This window comes from Hafnia paralvei (assembly GCF_020150375.1).
Taxonomy (GTDB): Bacteria; Pseudomonadota; Gammaproteobacteria; order Enterobacterales; family Enterobacteriaceae; genus Hafnia; species Hafnia paralvei.
In genome coordinates this window covers 1,094,542-1,112,749 of the sequence record NZ_CP083737.1, presented here as the reverse complement: position 1 = coordinate 1,112,749, position 18,208 = coordinate 1,094,542, and the positions used below count along the sequence as shown (strand labels likewise).

The window sequence follows — 18,208 nt, the reverse complement described above, 5'->3', positions numbered from 1 at the left end:
CCCCCCCGCCTAATTCCGCTATAGTGATAAATTAATCGCGGTTATCCCTGTTTCTACCAGAGATTCTTCTATGCACGGCGTTCCAGCCCAATTTGTTGACGATCGAGATCGTGCCCAGTTTAAACACTTCGCTCATTTGCCCGGCGTTGAAGTGTATCGGGCGCATATCGAGCATCATGAATTTGAACCCCATACGCACGAAGCCTATGGTATTGGCGCAATTGAATATGGCGCCGAGCGCTTTCGCTATCGCGGTGTGAATCATGTCGCCCCCGCTGATTCATTGGTCTTAATGAATCCCGATGAGCTACATACCGGACAGTCTGGCACCGAAGGCGGCTGGCGCTATCGCATGATTTATCTCACGCCTGAGATTTTAGCCGAGGTCAGTGGTGAACCAAGCTGGTGGTTTAACGACGCGGTGACACACCATCCACAGTTTGCCAGAGCGACTACCGCACTGATAAATGCCCTGTGGCAAAGCGATGAACCGTTGGCGCAATCAAGCTTGCTGAGTGAATTACTATCGCTGACGCGTCATTGGGCGAAAGCACCGCAACCGCTCAGGCTGGATGCCCCGCAACGTTTCACGGTCGTAAAAGAGTATCTACGTGCGCATCTGGACAAACGTATGACATTACCTGAGCTGGCAACGTTGGCCGATCTCAGCCCTTACCATTTTTTGCGCCAGTTTAAAGCGCAATACCACGTCACACCGCAGCAAATGCTGATGGCCTATCGTTTATACGAAGCTAAAAACTTGCTGACTCAGGGATTGCCGCCTGCGCAGGTGGCCGCAGCGGTAGGCCTCACCGATCAGGCTCACCTCACTCGCGCTTTTAACCGCTTCTACGGTGTCACGCCTGCACGCTATCAAAAACAAGTACGGTAGTTTTCTGACGTTTTTCCTCAAACAGCAATCTGCTACAAGACGCTTCTAAAAACCCCTTCTAGACTCTTAACATAATCCATTTTAAGAGTGTAGAACGATGCTAATCGGAGTGCTTTACGCGCTGACGGCAGGGCTAATGTGGGGACTGATTTTTGTGGGCCCGCTTATCGTGCCGGAATATCCAGCCAGCTTACAATCCGTAGGACGCTATTTGGCGTTTGGTCTCATTGCGTTACCTCTGGCGTGGCACGATCGCCATCGTCTACGTCAGCTAATACGCACTGATTGGCTTGAAGCGCTCAAGCTTACCGTTGTTGGTAACTTTATCTATTACCTGTGTTTGGCGAGTGCCATTCAACGCACTGGCGCACCGGTGAGCACGATGATTATTGGTACCCTGCCGGTGGTGATTTCGGTGAGCGCCAATCTGAAATACAGCCACCGCGATGGGAAGCTTTCATGGCGACACCTTGCCCCGTCGCTACTACTAATCGCTTTAGGTCTGGGCTGCGTCAACGTGGCCGAACTACAGAGCGCACACGCGCCAACAGATATGTTCCGTTATGCCACTGGTTTAGTTTTAGCTTTCATCGCGGTAGTGTGCTGGACATGGTATCCCATGCGCAACGCCAGTTGGTTAAGAACACACCCGGACAAAAGCCCGACAACCTGGGCCACCGCACAGGGGTTGGTCACCCTACCGCTGGCAGTTATTGGTTATGCGCTGGTATGGGGGCATTCGACCATAACAGAAAGTGATTTTCCGATGCCGTTTGGCCCGCGTCCCATGGTGTTTGTTGGCCTAATGATCGCTATCGGTCTGCTATGTTCATGGTTAGGGACACTATGTTGGAATCAGGCAAGCCAACGCTTACCTACCGCCAAAGTGGGACCGCTTATTGTGTTTGAAACGCTCGCTGGTTTGAGCTATGCCTTTATTTGGCGTCACGAATGGCCTCCCGTGCTGACACTGGTAGGTATCACATGTCTGATTATCGGCGTAATCAGCGCCATGAGAGTAAAATCAACGCCAGTGATAATCACGCCACTGCAAACGATGGATGAGAGTCGCTGAAGGATTTATAAAAAATATTTCAACAACGTTTCTATTGAAATTATTGAGCTCACTTCGGCTTTGAGAAAATAAGGGGATTTATTCCCCTAAAGTCTATTATGTGACATCAACTACATATCCTTATTTTTCTTCCAGCTTATCGGTTATAAATTGGTGAGCTAGATCAAGCTTTCTAAAATTAATATGATGCCCAATGTATAGGGCATTTTTTGTTATCGATAGTATTCGCCATCGTTATCTCGAATGATTAATATCATTACAACCCCTAGCTTTTAAGTAAGGCTAATTATATGACCATAGCTGCTATAGATAATATAGATACTCATTCAGATCCCGATGCCTATTTTTTCGAGGAACTGACTTTTATAGACAGTTCCTTTATACATCAGAGTGATTACTTTGACTCTATATTTCTATCATTAAAAAATCGTGGCTACGTACGCGATTCTTTTTTACCCGCAATTAAACAGCGCGAGAAACTATATCCAACGGCTCTTCCCACCCACCCTTATGTCGTTGCTTTACCGCACACTGACACAGAACATGTGATAAGACCGTTTATTTGCGTAACACGCCTGTATCATGAAATCACATGGCATGAGATGGCAAATGACGATAATGAACTCAAGGCTAAGTTCATATTTTTACTAGGATTTATTGACAAGGATCATCACATCACACTACTACAAACGTTAATGGAATGCCTAAGTGATGAGCATTTCATTGAAGAAATGAATCAAGCGCCAACACCAGCCTCTTTGGTAAAACTGCTCAAATCAGCCATTACCATTAACAATAAGGAAAATGTAAAATGAAAAAAATAATTGTTGCCTGCGGAAGTGGTGTTGCCACATCACAAACCGTAGCAAGCAAAGTGTCTCGGTTATTGAAAGAAAAAAATCATAACGATATTAACGTGGAAGTTATTGACCTTAAATCACTCGACACACATATAAAGGATAGCCTCGCTTATATTGCCATAACAAAAGTAGATAAAGAGTATCCCATCCCTGTGATTAACGGCATCGCATTTCTCACTGGCATTGGCATGGAGAGCGAGCTACAAAAAATAATTGATGCATGTAAGTAAACATATTGATAGTGAGAGTTTTACGTAAAACCGGTAAAAGAAATAAAGGATTAAGTTGATTAAAACATAAAGTAACGGAGCAAAGCGATGAACTTTCTCAGTACAATTATAAATTATATTTTAGCTTTAGGCGCCCCCGTTTTCGTTCCATTAATTATGCTTCTTGCGGGTTTAATTGTTCGCATGAAGTTTAAAGATGCAGCATCAGCGGCCATCACCCTCGGCGTTGCTTTTGTCGGCATGAGTATGCTTATTGGCTTTATGGTTGGCGCTATTGGTGTTGCGGCACAAACGATGATGAAACGCACAGGGCTGGAGTTAAGCATCATTGACGGCGGTTGGACAACCATGGCAAATATTTCGTGGGCATGGCCCTATGCCTTTGCCATGTTCCCGCTACAGGTCGGTGTCAATATCCTGATGCTTATGTGCAATAAAACCAACACGTTTAATGCTGACCTCTGGAACGTTTGGGGAAAAATATTCACCGCATTCATCGTTATCAGCGTGACCACGCCGATATTTGGTAGCGGTTGGAGCTTAGCGTTGGCATTTATCATTGCCGCATTCCAGATTGTCATGGAGCTAAACGCTGGCGACATTCATCAGCACAGAATAGAAAAACTGACGGGAATCCCAGGTGTGACCTGTACCCACCGGATGGTTTTTTTTGGTGCCATCTATTATCCCTTCGATCTGCTGTTACGAAAAATCCCAGCATTAAACAAACCGATGGATGCAGCCGCTTTACGCCAGAAAGTCGGCGTATTTGCAGAAAACCATATCATCGGTTTTCTCCTCGGCATCATGTTCGGCATTATCGCTGGATATAGCCTTGCTGCGACATTAATGCTCGGGGTACAAGCCGCAACGGCTTTAATGTTATTCCCTATGATTTCAAAACTGTTTATGCAGGCGCTTTCTCCAATATCCGAAGCCATTAGCACCTATATGAACAAGAAGTTCTCAGGTCGCAAACTGTTTGTTGGTATTGACTGGCCGTTTATGGGAGGGGCAAGCGAGATTTGGTTTGCAGTCATTGTGGCGATTCCATTTACCCTCATCTGGGCAGTCATTTTGCCCGGAAATAAAATACTGCCTTTTGCCGGTATCATTAATATCGCCTTGATTGTCCCCGCGTATTTAGTCACCAAAGGCAATACGTTACGCATGGTAATTCTCAGCATTATTGGCATTCCATTCTTCTTGTTTGTAGGGACTCAATTTGCCCCAATGATTACAGAGCTGGGACTTGCCACTAAAGCTATCGATATCCCTGTCGGTCAATTAATCTCCAACAGTTCTATTGATGGCCCTGTATTTACTTATGCGTTCTCTTTTTTATTCAAGTTCTTGCAAGGAAGCTTTATCCCGCTGCTGTTAGCTTTATTCTGGGCATGTAGCTACTTTTTCTATGCTCGGGAATTAAAAAGAGAAACAGTACAAGCAACAAAAAATCTTGAGGCAGAACAGATACCAGAAGCATAACGTCTACTAAGACAGGCGCTGGAGTCACCCTTCACATACGAGGATATTGCATTATGGCTGTTGATAAACGTGTCTTCACCGTACTTGATGCGATTGTAAGCGATCCTAGTATCACGGGTGTAGCGCTTGAGTCTGAATTTAATCTGACTCGTAAGCAATTAAGCTACACAATAAAGAAAATTAATGATTATCTTGAATCGCACCACTTTGAGACTATCACTCGATTAAAAACAGGCAAACTTCATGTACCTAAGCTCGTTATCGAAAACTTTCGCCATCAAGAAGATGTAGTATTTAATAATCGCTACCTTTTCTCTGAAGAAGAACGTGGGCAATTAATTATTCTCTTTTTACTAACACGTGCTGAACGTTTATCACTATTACACCTGACGTCTGCACTTAACGTTAGCCAAAATACGATCATCAATGATATTAAAAAAGTTAAATCAAGCGTTAGCCAATACGGTTTAAAAATTCACTATAATCGTGAGCAAGGGTATCACATTGCGGGAGATGAGATTAAAAAACGCTATCTTCTACTTAGCGCGTTACGTAACATCCTTATGATCCCTGTTGCTAAAAGCATTATTGCACAATATAACAATGTCATCTCAGAACATATTGAACAAGTTGGTTATGTTTTTAGTGAGATAGAAAAATGTCTAAAAATTCAGTTCACCGATCAACAACTACAAGAACTAATCTATTTTATTTGTTTTATCCAACATCGTATTAAGTTTGGCAAGACGATAAAAACCCTCCCAGATACTTACAGTGAAATCGCTCATGGCCGTGATTTTAAACTGATGCAAAACATTATTCATAAAATGGGGATTCATCAGTATAACGAACACATATTTTTAACTGCTATAATTCAAAGCTCTAATATTCAAACCATCTCGGATAAATATTTTCATTTAGATACTCTTCTCCTTGAAAGTGTCGTAGTCGTAGTGGATAACTTTGAAAAAATTAGCTGTATCACTATCAAAGAGAAGAGTGAACTCATAGAAAAAATCTATCAGCACTGGAAACCTGCTTATTATCGCATTCGCTATCACCTGACCAACACCAATAGTGTGTATGACTTAGTTGCGAAAGAATTTAGCCATCTGCATGAGATGGTACGTCGCGCAATGCTGCCTTTTGAAAAAATATTACACTGTGAGGTGCCAAACGAAGAGGTGGCATTCTTAACCGTGTTATTTGGTGGATGGCTCACGCGCGAAGGACTTATTAATCAGATAAAAACTCAAAAAACGGCGATTGTGGTTAGCGAAAATAGCGCTACGGTCTCAACTTATCTCTATCTAACGTTACAGGTTTTGTTGCCAGAATTACATTTTATAGAAATGATGTCACGGAGAGAGTTTGAAAAATACTCACGTCATTATGACGTCGTTTTTTCCACCACTTTTATTAAGACCGATAAAATACTATTCGTAGTAAACCCCGCGATTAATAACTTTCATAAAAGCACATTTCGTCATCAAGTCATTAGCTCATTGCAGGGTGTAGACCCACATATTATCCAGATGGAGGAGTTACTACTAATCCTTGAAAAATATGGAACAATCCATGATAGAAAAGGCCTACAAAAAGAACTGGCTAGCTACATTTACGATGAAAGCAGCTCTGAATGCCCACCACATTCTTTGGCCTCTGAAACCCCATCCTTGAGTGAGTTGCTGTGCAATGAACACCTTTGTATTCAAGATATAAATACTTTGTCGTGGGAGCAATCTATCGCCAAAGCAGCATCACCATTGCTAACAGAACAGCTGCTCGAACCGCGTTACATAACCACTATGATCAATAAAATCTCTATTGAGCAGCCGTATATCATGTTGGCTGACGGCCTCATTATTGCTCATGCCGGTGTTGATGATGGGGTAAATAAAACCTGTATGTCTCTCCTACGCTTACCGGAGAAAATTAGTATCGCTGGTTACATGCAAGCAGACATCATTATTGTTCTTGCCACAAACAACCCGCAAAAACACTTGAAAGCATTAGCACAACTTAATGAATTTCTTGAGTTCAACGATGGGGGAGAAAAAATTCGCACATCAATAACTAAAGAGGATTTATTACAGCATCTGTCTGAGTACTATTAAATTACATCATACCGCATGGCGTTTACCTGTCGCCATTCTCTCCGTCATTCTGATTATAGGATAAATATCATGTTAGACATTCAGAAAAAGCAAGTCGTAGAAATGGCCAAAATGGCTCAGCAGTGGGGCTTATGTAAACATAAGGCAGGAAATTCTAGCGTACGAGATAAAGATACTGGATATATACTTGTCACGCCCACAACCATAGATAAATCCGTACTCACTCCACGAGATATCGTCGTTATGGATATTAATGCTAATGTTATTGAGAGTGAATCAGGTCTTCGCCCGACTAGCGAATGTTTAATGCATATTGAAATATACAAAGCTCGTCATGATGTATTTGCCATATCTCATACTCATTCAATCTATGCAACGTCATTTGCAGTATTAAATAAGCCAATACCCGCTATCGTATACGAATGTGCGATTTTAAACTTAAAAGACGGTGTTATTCCTGTCGCACCTTATGGTAGACCAGGCACCCCAGCGCTTTCAACTAGCGTTATAGACCCTATTTTACGTGCAGACGCTATATTAATGGAAAAACATGGGGTTATCGGAGTAGACAAAGAACCCTATGAAGCCGTATTAAAGTCAGCCTACATAGAGGAAATGGCGGAAATTTACTACCATGCATTACTTATCAACGGGGGTAAAGAGCCAGAAAGCTTCCCTCCTCATGAGTTACAGAGTTGGGCTTACCCAAAAGAAATTAAATTCTAATAAACCTTTATTTAAATAAATTATCCCCAGCCACCACCAGGTCGGTAATAGCTTGCGTTCTATTCTATTGCGCAGGCTATTTAACATCACAATAGTGCTTATTCAATTCCACTGAGATACATTATGAAAAAATTCATTAACTCTCCCGAAGACTTTATTCCTGAAGTATTAAATGGAATTTATCTCGCTCACGCCAAGCAATTTCATTTTGTTAATAACGACCCACATTGTTTAGTCTCTACCAATAAACACCCAGGAAAAGTTGCCATCGTTACCGGTGGAGGTTCCGGACATTTGCCCCTGTTTCTAGGCTACGTGGGTAAAGGCATGCTTGACGGCTGCGGAGTCGGTGATGTTTTTCAGTCTCCTAGCCCTGAGCAAATTTTATCAATAACTCAGGCTGTCGATTCAGGCGCAGGCGTACTCTACCTATATGGTAACTATAACGGTGATATCTTCAATTTCGATATGGCCGCAGAAATGGCTGAGTTCGAAAGCAATATTGTCACAGCAACGGTCATTGCTGGCGACGATATCGCTTGCCCTTCTCCATCTGCCGGTGAACCTAGCCGTCGTCGAGGCGTTGCAGGTATCTTTTTTGCGTATAAGTGTGCCGGAGCTGCTGCAGCGCAAATGTTAGATTTAGCCAACGTTCAGCGTATTGCCCAAAAAGCCTGTAATAACATCAGAACCATCGGTGTTGGGCTTTCACCTTGTATCGTCCCCCGTGTAGGCAAACCTAGCTTTCATATTGGCGAAGATGAAATGGAGATCGGCATTGGAATTCACGGCGAAAGCGGTATTCGTCGTGGAGAAAAACAGCCAGCCAACACTATTGTTGATGAACTGATGAATAATCTTCTTGCCGACTTTCCACTCCACGCTGGCAATGAAGTTGCCGTGCTGATTAATGGACTTGGCGCAACGCCCCTAGAAGAGCTTTATTTAGTTTATGGCAGAGCCTATCAAACGCTGAAGAGCGCAGGAATCAACGTGTTTAAAACCTATGTGGGTGAATATGCCACAGCAATGGAAATGACGGGGTTATCGATCAGTTTAATGCGCGTAGATGACGAACTGAAACAGCTCCTAGTACATGAAGCCAACACCCCGATGTTTAAACAATTTCAGGGAGAAGACTAATATGCTTTTGACCGCTCAGCAGCTTAAATCATTGTTTGCCCAGTGGGCCAATATTATGTTGGCTCAAAAAGAAACACTTATTGAAATGGATAGCATCGTCGGTGATGGCGATCTTGGACTCACCATGAGCGATGGCTTCCGCTCTGCCTATCACGCGGTATCTCGCAGTGACGAAACTGATATAGGCAAATTTTTCTACCTCGCGGGTAAAACGATGTCCTCCGCGGTGCCCTCCACCATGGGGACTTTGATGGCCTCAGGTCTTATTGAAGTTGGCAAAACATTTAAAGGAAAAACCACCCTTAAAAGCGAAGAGTTTGGCATCTTGTTTCAATCCTTTTTTTGCGGAGTGCAAAACCGCGGCAAAGCTCAACTCGGCGAGAAAACTTTTCTAGATGGTCTATTCCCCGCAATCAGTGTGCTAAATCAGGAGAATGCAGAGAAACAGGATTGGATTTCTCTTGCTCATCTAGCTCATGAAGAAGCAAAACGGGGAGCACAAAACACGACCACGCTAATAGCAAAACATGGGCGCGCCGCAACGCATGGAGAGCGCTCACGCGCATTGCTCGATCCCGGAGCCTATGTCGCCCAACTGTTGATCGGTGGGTATTGCATGTTTGCTGATGATTATTTAGCTCAAGACGAATGATGAGAATAAAGAGGATATTCCCATGCTAAAAGAAACTGTCATCGTAGGTAATCAAACTGGTATCCACGCCCGTCCCGCAGGGGTTCTTGCTAAAACCGTGGGGCAATTTCAATCACGCATTGAGCTGGTTTATAACGGAAAAACCATTAAAGCTAAAAGCATTATGGGAATTCTGGGCGCTGGAATTAAGGGCCGTGCTCAAGTCGAAATCATCTGTGAAGGGCAAGATGAAGAGCGTGCCATGCAGGAATTGAAACAGCTTTTTGCACGTGGTTTTGGATTTGACTAAGCTGAGCGCTAACGGCCACACAGAGTAGCCGTTAGCATACAATCACTTCATTTCATTCGCGGCATATTGCGCCATAAATCGGAGAATGAGTGCCATAGATACAGCTCCCGGATCGCAATGCCCTATTGCCCTTTCCCCTAAATTCTTGGCCCTACCAAAAGACGCCACCATCATTTTAGTCCCTTCCGCACCTTGGTCTGCGGCCTCAGCACAGCGAGAAAGCGCCTCGTCCAACGGCAACGATTGCACTGCGTTCGCAACGTCCGCCGCTGCCGATAACGCATCAACCATTGTTTTATCTCCAGGTTTAGCGCCTCCACGGGTATGTACTGCAAGCCATCCTTGATTCAGCCAACGCGCTAATGACACAGCGTTAAATTCTTTTTCTACGTCTAAGCTTTTGCCCCCAGCCCGAAATAACGTGCCAAATACGGCACCAGAGGCACCGCCCATAGATGTCATCAATGTCGTGCCTATTTGCACCCAAAATTCCCCCACGTTTTGCGGCTGAAAAGTTGGATTGTCCATGAGTTTAATCAGGGCTGAAAATCCTCTCTTCATACCTATTCCGTGATCGCCATCGCCAATAACCTGATCTAATTCAGTCAGCATGGGCTCGCTCTTAATCATCTGATGTGCCGTTAACAACATCATTTGTTTTAACTGTGAGATATTCATTTTATTTGCTCCAACCTAAAGTGGAATGCGGCATGTCATACAGCGCCTGTAGTTCCTCATCCAGCAACATGAGGCTGATGGAAAAACCTGACATCTCTAGCGATGTACAAAAGTGACCAATGACCACGTCATGGGTTTCTAAGCCACGAGCACTCAATGCCATCCCCACTCTGCGACTAATAACCAATAGTTCGGTATTGCTTAGAGCCCCCAAGTTATTGACGGCTACGCACAGGCGATCACCGGCTTTGAAAGGTCTGTCCTGACACAAGCGTTCGATCATGATGTCTACAATCTCATCTGCCGTAGTCAATTTTTGGCGATAGAGTCCAGGCTCACCATGAATACCAATGCCGACTTCAATTTCATCGTCAGCCAGTCTAAAATTAAATGAGTCAGATTGTGGTAACGCGCAAACGTCTAAAGCGACGCCAATGGTGCGGGTATTAAAGTTCGCTTTGATAACGACATCTTGTAGCTGAGAAATATCATATTTTTTATACTGTGCCGCGGCACCAGCAATTTTATATAAAAACATAATCCCGCCCACGCCGCGACGATCTGAAATTCGATCTAAAGGTGCAGAAGCAATATCATCAGTTGCTTTCACCGTGCGAGTTTCAATACCATCCTCGGCTAATATTTCTGCCGCAATATCAAAATTCATACTGTCGCCAGAATAATTCCCATAAAGGAATAGCACGCCATTATTTTTATGCGTAGCTTTAGCTACAGCGATAATTTGATCGGGCGATGGAGAGGTAAAAACCTCCCCTAGCGCACAGCCATCAATACCACCAAAGCCAATGAAACCAGCGAAGGTAGGTTCATGGCCACTTCCACCTCCGCTGATGATCACCACCTGTTCAGGATTAATGCCTTGTCGGTAAACCGCCGAAAACTCATCGATAGAAATCATTTTTCCTTGGTAGGCATAAACCATTCCTTGCATAATTTCATGGCGTAAATTGTCGGGGTTATTTAATATCTTCTTTGGCTTTCGCATAATATTATTCACTCGAGAGGTTAATGGTTGTATAAAGGTTCTTAGGACATAAAGACCAATAGCTATTTTTATTCTATTTAATATGTTTTTATTGAGCCACAACCGTTAATGACAATTAATATCCTACCCATGGCGCATGATTGTTACGTCAATTTTTATCGGGCATCGTTGACTGTTAATATCTCCTTGAGAAGTATTACTCAGCAGCTATTCTCTCTCTCGCTATTTCCCTTTATGATACCCGCCATCTTTCTTGATAGGACTGTCCATGATTTGGTTAATGCTGGCGACGCTAGTGGTGGTTTTTATTATCGGTTTTCGAGTACTGAACTCCGATGCGCGTCGCGCATCACAGGCTCTGACCAAACGGTTGAACATCGAGCCGGTCTATGTGGAATCGATGCTTAGCCAGATGGGCAAGACCGCGGGTGGAGAATTTATCCAGTATCTGTTGCAGGATAGCGAATCACACATGGGAAACGCAGCGGGTGTGCTGCTGATTTACCAAACGTTTATCGTTGATGAGTCTGAAGAGAGCTTAACGTTTTGGCGTTCGGTATTGCGTAAAGCGCATCTGCCAACAGAGATAACCCACAAGCATGTTCGACTGGCGTTGTCTTTCTTACGCGAGCTTGAACCTGATCCGAATGAAATGGCGTCCTATCGCCTACGCTATAATGCACGGTTTACCGCCGTTGTGCCTGAAGGCGAAGCGTCCAACAGTAATGTCTTTTATATAGATGGATCATCTCATCGAGATTAGCATTCAGTATAAACCCCCGTTCTCCCCTAATGTTCGTTAGGGGACCTCACGCCATCTGTATAAATTTCAATCAAAAAACAAATCATCCCTTGCATAAATTAGTTTGCAAATAGTTATTTTTAATTTTAATTAATCACGGGACTATCATGCGTGTATACAGTCTGATAATGTGATCATATTAACGATTCATTCACCATGTGTTATCTCTAATCCAGCCATAACGACCCAAACATGCAAACTCAAATTTCTGCTGAACAAGCCGCAGAGACTATCGTTACGCCATCAACCTTCAAAGACGGCATTGTAGATAGCTTGCCGATTGTGATTGGTTACTTGCCTGTCGCTTTTGCCTTTGGTTTAACCGCGGTGAAACTCGGGTTCTCTCCGCTTGAGAGCATCTTCTTTTCCAGCGTGATCTACGCAGGTGCCAGCCAGTTTGTGATAACCGCGCTGCTCAGTGCGGGGATGTCGTTATGGATATCAGCGCTGACGGTGATGGCGATGGACATTCGTCATATCTTGTATGGACCTTCGCTCCGCCATCGCATTATCACCAAGATGAGTCCGGGAAAAACTGCGCTTTGGGCGTTTGGCCTGACCGATGAAGTCTTTGCCGCAGCCACCAGCAAACTGATGCGCGATAATCGCCGGTGGAGCGAAAACTGGATGATCGGTATTGCACTCTGTTCGTGGCTGTCTTGGGTATTTGGCACCGCGGTTGGCGCACTTTTTGGCAATGGACCACTGAAAGCCTATCCTGCCATCGAAGCATCGCTGACCTTTATGCTTCCAGCGCTGTTTCTGAGCTTTTTATTAGCCTCGTTTAAACGCCAGCAAAGTTTTACCGTAATAGCATCATTGGCTGCTTCTTTGGCTGCGCTTCTCATCTTTTCGATTCCTGCATCCATTTTGGCCGGTATTGCTGCAGGCTGCCTTGCCTCACTGTTTGGACCAAAATCACAGCCGTTACCGGAGGTCTGCAATGATAAATAATTTTACCTTCAGTAGCCTTGCGATGGATTCAACGGTCGTCACTATCAGCCTGATCGTCGGGGGGGCAAACTTTCTCTTTCGCTATTTACCACTCAGACTCGGGCGGGCGCGCAAAAGCGACACCGCGAAACAGGGAATTGTCTCTTTGCTCTTAGACAATATCGGCATCGCGTCTATTTGCGCTCTGTTGGTGGTTTCGAGTACGCCTGAAATTTTATCTCACCACGAACGATTCATTCCCACGCTCTGTGGCTTTCTCGCCCTTTCACTGTGTTTTTACCGCACTCAAAGCATCATTATGTCTACCATATCGGGCGCAGTTACCTTCGGTTTGGTTTTTAAGATGATGATGATGTTCACCTGATTTCATCTCAGTGATATTAATCAGGCAAATTATTTTTTGCGATTAATGTTTCTAACAGCAATTAATAACAATCATCGCTAATTATTTATGTGTTAGATTATTTACATTATTAATTCCCATAGTTACTATACCGCCTGAAACTAACGAGGTTACATCCATGTCAAGTTCTATTGCTCATATTGAGGAAATGCTAAAGCTACGCGCACTCCGTCAGAAAGACTTCCCATACCAAGAAATTCTCCTGACACGTCTGTGTATGCATATGCAAAGCAAATTGTTGGAAAATCGCAACAAGATGCTTAAAGAACAAGGGATTAACGAAACACTGTTCATGGCTCTGATCACGCTGGATGCACAAGAGAGCAAAAGTATTCAACCATCTGAGCTGAGCGCCGCTTTAGGTTCATCGCGTACCAATGCAACTCGAATTGCCGATGAGCTGGAAAAACGTGGCTGGATTGAACGTCAGGAAAGTGACAGCGACCGTCGTTGTCTGCATTTGCACCTGACCGAAGCCGGCGAAGCGTTCCTTGGAGAGATCCTTCCTCCACAGCACAAATGCCTGCATTTCTTATGGTCCACTCTGACTGCGGATGAGCAACAGGTGCTCGAAACCTTGACGCGTAAGCTGCTGGGTCGCATTGAAGAGATGGAACAATCTGGCCTGACGCAATAACCGCGTCTGGCAACTAAACCATCAGGTATTAACCATGCAATTCCCTATTCGTGGACAATTTACCGCGCTTACTGCGGTGCTCCTGCTGGCAGGCTGCGCATCAACCAATAATATTGAACCGCAGTCCTCGCTGATTAACTCACAGCAGTTGCAGTTATCCACGTCAACTAACACCGCTAAAGCGGTGAGCATTAACTGGTGGACGGCAGCCAATGACGCACAGTTGAATGCACTCATGGCTGACGCCCTGAAAAATGCACCGACGCTGAAACAGGCGGCGGCGCGCGTGCGTGAAGCTGAGAACGCGGTAGGTATGGCCAACTCAGCCAATGGCCCGAATCTCGATCTCACCGCCAGCAGTCGTCGCGATCGTTTCTCTAAGAATACGATTCAGCCATTGGCACCTAATATGCCAAACCCGCAGCCGCTGTATGAAACCACCAATAATTTGGGTCTTAACTTTAGCTATGAGTTTGACTGGTGGGGGAAATACCGTAATCAGGTCAATGCTGCAAAAGCACAGGTTAATGCGGCGCAGGCTGAACAGCAGCAGACAGCGTTATCACTGACGTCTGCCATTGCATCGGCCTATTATCAGCTGCAAAGCAACTATGCCATGCAAGAATTGCTGAACAAGCAGATCCAGTCCTATCAGGCGTTGGCCGAAATCAATCAGCAGCAATATAACGCTGGCGTGGTTGGTATTGAGGTTTGGCAGCAATCGCAGGCACAGGTGGATATCAACCGCCAAATGGTGACGCAAATCCAGACGCAAATCGATTTGCTGTCGCATCAGATCGCAGCACTGACAGGCAAAAGCGCAGCCGGAAAATCAGCCATTCAGCGCGTTAGTCTTCCTGATAGCCAGTGGCTAACACCACCGACAGAGCTAACTATCAATCTGTTAGGCCAGCGTCCCGACATCACTGCTCAGCGTGAGTTAGTTGAATCTTATGAACAAAGCGTTCAAGCGGCACGCAAAGATTTTTATCCAAGCGTGTCCATCAGCGGTTTTGCCGGATTTACTACTGCTAACTTCAAAGGAACGAATCCAACCTTGCTGGAAGCAGCCAGTAAAGCATGGAACTTAGCGCCAGCGATTTCGCTACCTATCTTCCACGCAGGTGCACTGCAGAGCAAACTGGGAGAAGAATCAGCGCTTTATGATCAAGCGGTAGAATCCTACAACCAGACTATCCTTAATGCAGTTCAAGATGCCGCTGACGCCATTACTCAGCAGCAAAGCGCGAGCCAGATGTATCAGCAAGCACAGGGCGCATCGCAGTCAACCGAACAGGTTTATCGTGTTGCCCAAGCCCAGTACCAAAGCGGACTGACTGGGCGTTTGCCTATGTTAAACAGTGAAACTCAGCTGTTACAGCAGCAACAGGCAGAATTGAATGCCAAAAATAATCTGTTGCAGTCAAAAATTGGACTTATTCGTTCACTTGGCGGCGGCTATCAAGCCCCTGTCGTGAATTCAAAAGCATAATATTTTAGCAAGGCGGAGACACACATGAGCGAAAGCGTGGCAGCTCAAACCACTCAGCAGCAACCTTCGAACAAAAAGAGACAGCGCAAAACGTGGCTCACGATTTTGACCGTTATTTTTGTCGTTATTGGTATTGCCTATTTGGCCTATTGGTTCCTCGTACTGCGTCATCATCAGGAAACTGACGATGCTTACGTCACCGGTAATCAGGTGCAGATTAACGCACAGGTTTCTGGCAGCGTGACTAAAGTGTATTTTGATGGCACCGATTTAGTGAAAGCCGGTGATATTCTGGTAACACTTGATCGTACCGACGCTGAACAAGCCTATGAAAAAGCGAAAACCGCGCTGGCAAACAGCGTGCGTCAAACGCATCAGCTCATCATTAACGGCAAGCAATATCAGGCCAACATCCAGCTGCGTAAAACCGAGCTAAATAAAGCCACCGATGACTACAAGCGTCGTCAGGTGCTAGGCAGTGTTAATGCTATTGGTCGTGAAGAACTGCAACACGCGCAAGATGCGGTTGAAAGCGCTAAAGCCGCGCTGGATGTGGCTATTCAGCAATATAACGCGAACCAAGCGTTGATTCTGAACACGCCGCTTGAAAAACAACCCGCGATTCAGCAGGCCGCAGCACAGGTTCGTGATGCATGGTTGGCGCTGGAGCGTACTCAGATCCGTAGCCCGATCACGGGTTATGTGTCGCGCCGTAGCGTTCAGGTGGGAGCTCAAATTACACCAAGCACTCCTCTGATGGCCGTCGTTCCCGATAACCAGCTGTGGATTGACGCCAACTTTAAAGAAACTCAGCTCGCCGGCATGCGTATTGGGCAACCAGCCACCGTTATCAGTGATATGTACGGCGATGATGTCGTTTATAAAGGTAAAGTTGTCGGCTTAGACATGGGGACCGGTAGTGCGTTCTCTCTGCTCCCGGCACAGAATGCGACCGGTAACTGGATCAAAGTGGTTCAGCGCTTACCCGTCCGTATCGAATTAGATGCCAAACAGATTGCAGAGCATCCGCTGCGTATTGGTTTGTCTACGCTGGTTACGGTAGATACCGCCAATGCCGACGGTTTAGTGCTGGCTAACAACGTACGCAAAACGCCTGCATATGAAAGTAATGTCCTGACGTTGAACCTTGAACCGGTGAATCAGGTGATTGCCGAGATCATTCAGGCTAACGCAAGCTAAAAACGGCAGAGGTTAACGTGCAACAAAAACCACTTGAGGGCGCACGGCTTGCATGGATGACGGTGGCCCTTGCAATGGCCACCTTTATGCAGGTTCTGGACTCGACGATCGCCAACGTGGCGATCCCGACGATCTCCGGGAACCTAGGTGCATCTAACTCGCAGGGAACTTGGGTGATCACCTCATTCGGGGTGGCTAACGCCATCTCGATCCCGATCACCGGTTGGCTGGCAAAACGCTTCGGGGAAGTTCGTTTATTTCTGTGGTCAACGATCCTATTTGCCGCAGCCTCTTGGCTGTGTGGGATCTCCTCTAGCCTCGAGATGCTGATCTTCTTCCGCGTGTTACAGGGGATCGTAGCAGGCCCACTGATTCCCCTGTCGCAAAGTCTCTTGCTCAGTAACTACCCGCCTGCGAAGCGAAGTATGGCGTTGGCGATGTGGTCTATGACCGTTATCGTCGCGCCGATTTGCGGACCGGTTCTGGGTGGCTACATCAGTGATAACTATCACTGGGGCTGGATCTTCTTCATCAACGTGCCTTTGGGGATCGCCGTTGCGCTGGTCGCCATGTCTACGCTGAAAGGACGCGAAACCAAAACCGAAATCAAGCCTATCGATACCGTGGGGCTGGTGCTTCTTGCGCTCGGCGTAGGTTGTCTACAGGTGATGCTGGATAAGGGGAAAGAGCTCGACTGGTTTAACTCCACCGAGATCATTGTACTGACGGTTGTCGCCGTCGTTGCTCTGTGTTTCCTGCTCGTCTGGGAGCTTACCGACGAACATCCGGTGGTCGATTTATCCTTATTCAAAATGCGTAACTTCACCATTGGTGTGCTATGTATCAGCTTGGCCTACATGCTCTACTTCGGTGCAATCGTATTGCTACCGCAGCTACTGCAAGAGGTCTATGGATATACCGCAACCTGGGCTGGTTTGGCGTCCGCGCCAGTCGGTTTGATACCGGTTATATTATCGCCCATTATCGGTAAGTTTGCGCCTAAACTGGACATGCGCCGCTTAGTAACATTCAGCTTCATAATGTATGCCGTCTGCTTCTACTGGCGTGCCTATACTTTTGAACCGGGGATGGACTTTGGCGCTTCAGCCTGGCCGCAGTTTATTCAAGGCTTCGCCGTGGCGTGCTTCTTTATGCCACTGACAACCATCAGCCTTTCGGGACTTCCTCCTGAGCGTTTGGCGGCAGCCTCTAGCCTGAGTAATTTCTGCCGTACGCTGGCCGGTTCTATTGGTACATCGATCACAACCACGCTGTGGACTCGCCGTGAAGCGCTACACCATTCACAGCTGACCGAATCGGTGAATCCGTACAATCCGCTGGCACAGCAGACGTACAGCGAGCTTGAAAAACTGGGTATGAGCAGTAAGCAAGCCTCTGCTTACCTCGCGAATGAAATTACCTCGCAGGGACTGATCATCTCCGCCAACGAGATATTCTGGATGTCTGCGGGCGTGTTCTTGGTACTGCTGGTACTCATTTGGTTCGCTCGCCCACCGTTCTCAACCGCCGGTGGCGGTGGTGGTGCTCACTAACCCGATGCGTT

At 45.8% G+C, this 18,208-nt stretch carries 19 protein-coding genes; 17 read left to right on the top strand and 2 right to left on the bottom strand.

Translation table 11 applies throughout. From position 1 onward, the window contains the following. Window positions 1–70 precede the first annotated feature (70 nt). From K9N75_RS05055 to K9N75_RS05010, 10 genes are all read left to right on the top strand, one after another. Window positions 71–892 carry an AraC family transcriptional regulator gene (locus K9N75_RS05055; RefSeq protein ID WP_039187377.1) on the top strand — a complete coding sequence of 274 codons (822 nt, stop codon included), beginning with the start codon at window positions 71–73 and terminating at the stop codon, window positions 890–892. Between the two features lie 97 nt (window positions 893–989). Continuing rightward, on the top strand, window positions 990–1,967 hold the full coding sequence (locus tag K9N75_RS05050; RefSeq protein WP_166712989.1) for a DMT family transporter: 978 nt from the start codon (window positions 990–992) through the stop codon (window positions 1,965–1,967). 290 nt (window positions 1,968–2,257) lie between these two features. Further along, window positions 2,258–2,782, top strand: coding sequence for a PTS sugar transporter subunit IIA (locus tag K9N75_RS05045; RefSeq protein ID WP_224452289.1), 525 nt, complete (start codon window positions 2,258–2,260; stop codon window positions 2,780–2,782). Further along, the gene (locus K9N75_RS05040) at window positions 2,779–3,057 is read left to right on the top strand and encodes a PTS sugar transporter subunit IIB (protein WP_004847337.1); all 279 of its coding nucleotides are present in this window, start codon (window positions 2,779–2,781) and stop codon (window positions 3,055–3,057) included. Before K9N75_RS05045 ends, K9N75_RS05040 begins: the two co-directional genes overlap by 4 nt. An 87-nt stretch (window positions 3,058–3,144) precedes the next feature. After that, entirely contained in the window at window positions 3,145–4,545 is a 1,401-nt protein-coding gene (locus tag K9N75_RS05035) for a PTS galactitol transporter subunit IIC (protein ID WP_224452288.1), read from the top strand. Between the two features lie 53 nt (window positions 4,546–4,598). Then, on the top strand, window positions 4,599–6,662 hold the full coding sequence (locus K9N75_RS05030) for a BglG family transcription antiterminator (RefSeq protein WP_224452287.1): 2,064 nt from the start codon (window positions 4,599–4,601) through the stop codon (window positions 6,660–6,662). Window positions 6,663–6,731: 69 nt separating this feature from the next. Next, window positions 6,732–7,388 carry a class II aldolase/adducin family protein gene (locus K9N75_RS05025; RefSeq protein WP_096081158.1) on the top strand — a complete coding sequence of 219 codons (657 nt, stop codon included), beginning with the start codon at window positions 6,732–6,734 and terminating at the stop codon, window positions 7,386–7,388. Between the two features lie 123 nt (window positions 7,389–7,511). Beyond that, on the top strand, window positions 7,512–8,531 hold the full coding sequence (locus K9N75_RS05020; RefSeq protein ID WP_039187386.1) for a dihydroxyacetone kinase subunit DhaK: 1,020 nt from the start codon (window positions 7,512–7,514) through the stop codon (window positions 8,529–8,531). A 1-nt stretch (window position 8,532) separates the two neighbouring features. After that, window positions 8,533–9,183: a dihydroxyacetone kinase family protein gene (locus K9N75_RS05015; RefSeq protein WP_224452286.1), complete on the top strand. Its 651-nt coding sequence runs from the start codon at window positions 8,533–8,535 to the stop codon at window positions 9,181–9,183. Window positions 9,184–9,205: 22 nt separating this feature from the next. Further along, on the top strand, window positions 9,206–9,472 hold the full coding sequence (locus K9N75_RS05010; protein ID WP_039187387.1) for an HPr family phosphocarrier protein: 267 nt from the start codon (window positions 9,206–9,208) through the stop codon (window positions 9,470–9,472). Window positions 9,473–9,514: 42 nt separating this feature from the next. On the opposite strand, the gene dhaL is transcribed toward K9N75_RS05010, so the two are convergent. Together dhaL and K9N75_RS05000 are read right to left on the bottom strand one after the other, a co-directional pair. Next, complete coding sequence (gene dhaL / locus K9N75_RS05005; RefSeq protein ID WP_039187389.1) at window positions 9,515–10,150, bottom strand: dihydroxyacetone kinase subunit DhaL; 636 nt, start codon at window positions 10,148–10,150, stop codon at window positions 9,515–9,517. A 1-nt stretch (window position 10,151) separates the two neighbouring features. After that, on the bottom strand, window positions 10,152–11,156 hold the full coding sequence (locus K9N75_RS05000) for a dihydroxyacetone kinase subunit DhaK (RefSeq protein WP_130996279.1): 1,005 nt from the start codon (window positions 11,154–11,156) through the stop codon (window positions 10,152–10,154). A 268-nt stretch (window positions 11,157–11,424) separates the two neighbouring features. On the opposite strand from K9N75_RS05000, the gene K9N75_RS04995 reads away from it, so the two are divergent. The 7 genes from K9N75_RS04995 to emrB all read left to right on the top strand — a co-directional run bounded on the left by K9N75_RS04995 (window position 11,425) and on the right by emrB (window position 18,197). After that, window positions 11,425–11,919 carry a DUF1198 family protein gene (locus K9N75_RS04995; protein WP_020303905.1) on the top strand — a complete coding sequence of 165 codons (495 nt, stop codon included), beginning with the start codon at window positions 11,425–11,427 and terminating at the stop codon, window positions 11,917–11,919. A 231-nt stretch (window positions 11,920–12,150) separates the two neighbouring features. Further along, the gene (locus K9N75_RS04990; protein ID WP_039187395.1) at window positions 12,151–12,912 is read left to right on the top strand and encodes an AzlC family ABC transporter permease; all 762 of its coding nucleotides are present in this window, start codon (window positions 12,151–12,153) and stop codon (window positions 12,910–12,912) included. A gap of 22 nt (window positions 12,913–12,934) precedes the next feature. Continuing rightward, complete coding sequence (gene ygaH, locus K9N75_RS04985; protein WP_174705379.1) at window positions 12,935–13,276, top strand: L-valine transporter subunit YgaH; 342 nt, start codon at window positions 12,935–12,937, stop codon at window positions 13,274–13,276. 157 nt (window positions 13,277–13,433) lie between these two features. Then, window positions 13,434–13,952, top strand: coding sequence for a transcriptional repressor MprA (gene mprA / locus K9N75_RS04980; RefSeq protein WP_004847364.1), 519 nt, complete (start codon window positions 13,434–13,436; stop codon window positions 13,950–13,952). A gap of 34 nt (window positions 13,953–13,986) precedes the next feature. After that, window positions 13,987–15,444 carry an efflux transporter outer membrane subunit gene (locus K9N75_RS04975; RefSeq protein WP_008812526.1) on the top strand — a complete coding sequence of 486 codons (1,458 nt, stop codon included), beginning with the start codon at window positions 13,987–13,989 and terminating at the stop codon, window positions 15,442–15,444. A gap of 24 nt (window positions 15,445–15,468) precedes the next feature. Then, window positions 15,469–16,644, top strand: a complete 1,176-nt coding sequence (gene emrA, locus K9N75_RS04970; RefSeq protein WP_008812525.1) for a multidrug efflux MFS transporter periplasmic adaptor subunit EmrA — start codon at window positions 15,469–15,471, stop codon at window positions 16,642–16,644. 56 nt (window positions 16,645–16,700) lie between these two features. Beyond that, window positions 16,701–18,197, top strand: a complete 1,497-nt coding sequence (gene emrB, locus K9N75_RS04965) for a multidrug efflux MFS transporter permease subunit EmrB (protein WP_208326293.1) — start codon at window positions 16,701–16,703, stop codon at window positions 18,195–18,197. Window positions 18,198–18,208: the final 11 nt, after the last annotated feature.

What these genes read in the sequence shown, in the direction of transcription:
- K9N75_RS05055 (WP_039187377.1), top strand. Translation starts at nt 71, where the DNA reads ATGCACGGCGTTCCAGCCCAATTTGTTGACGATCGAGATCGTGCCCAG.
- K9N75_RS05050 (WP_166712989.1), top strand. Translation starts at nt 990, where the DNA reads ATGCTAATCGGAGTGCTTTACGCGCTGACGGCAGGGCTAATGTGGGGA.
- K9N75_RS05045 (WP_224452289.1), top strand. Translation starts at nt 2,258, where the DNA reads ATGACCATAGCTGCTATAGATAATATAGATACTCATTCAGATCCCGAT.
- K9N75_RS05040 (WP_004847337.1), top strand. Translation starts at nt 2,779, where the DNA reads ATGAAAAAAATAATTGTTGCCTGCGGAAGTGGTGTTGCCACATCACAA.
- K9N75_RS05035 (WP_224452288.1), top strand. Translation starts at nt 3,145, where the DNA reads ATGAACTTTCTCAGTACAATTATAAATTATATTTTAGCTTTAGGCGCC.
- K9N75_RS05030 (WP_224452287.1), top strand. Translation starts at nt 4,599, where the DNA reads ATGGCTGTTGATAAACGTGTCTTCACCGTACTTGATGCGATTGTAAGC.
- K9N75_RS05025 (WP_096081158.1), top strand. Translation starts at nt 6,732, where the DNA reads ATGTTAGACATTCAGAAAAAGCAAGTCGTAGAAATGGCCAAAATGGCT.
- K9N75_RS05020 (WP_039187386.1), top strand. Translation starts at nt 7,512, where the DNA reads ATGAAAAAATTCATTAACTCTCCCGAAGACTTTATTCCTGAAGTATTA.
- K9N75_RS05015 (WP_224452286.1), top strand. Translation starts at nt 8,533, where the DNA reads ATGCTTTTGACCGCTCAGCAGCTTAAATCATTGTTTGCCCAGTGGGCC.
- K9N75_RS05010 (WP_039187387.1), top strand. Translation starts at nt 9,206, where the DNA reads ATGCTAAAAGAAACTGTCATCGTAGGTAATCAAACTGGTATCCACGCC.
- dhaL (WP_039187389.1), bottom strand. Translation starts at nt 10,150, where the DNA reads ATGAATATCTCACAGTTAAAACAAATGATGTTGTTAACGGCACATCAG.
- K9N75_RS05000 (WP_130996279.1), bottom strand. Translation starts at nt 11,156, where the DNA reads ATGCGAAAGCCAAAGAAGATATTAAATAACCCCGACAATTTACGCCAT.
- K9N75_RS04995 (WP_020303905.1), top strand. Translation starts at nt 11,425, where the DNA reads ATGATTTGGTTAATGCTGGCGACGCTAGTGGTGGTTTTTATTATCGGT.
- K9N75_RS04990 (WP_039187395.1), top strand. Translation starts at nt 12,151, where the DNA reads ATGCAAACTCAAATTTCTGCTGAACAAGCCGCAGAGACTATCGTTACG.
- ygaH (WP_174705379.1), top strand. Translation starts at nt 12,935, where the DNA reads ATGGATTCAACGGTCGTCACTATCAGCCTGATCGTCGGGGGGGCAAAC.
- mprA (WP_004847364.1), top strand. Translation starts at nt 13,434, where the DNA reads ATGTCAAGTTCTATTGCTCATATTGAGGAAATGCTAAAGCTACGCGCA.
- K9N75_RS04975 (WP_008812526.1), top strand. Translation starts at nt 13,987, where the DNA reads ATGCAATTCCCTATTCGTGGACAATTTACCGCGCTTACTGCGGTGCTC.
- emrA (WP_008812525.1), top strand. Translation starts at nt 15,469, where the DNA reads ATGAGCGAAAGCGTGGCAGCTCAAACCACTCAGCAGCAACCTTCGAAC.
- emrB (WP_208326293.1), top strand. Translation starts at nt 16,701, where the DNA reads ATGACGGTGGCCCTTGCAATGGCCACCTTTATGCAGGTTCTGGACTCG.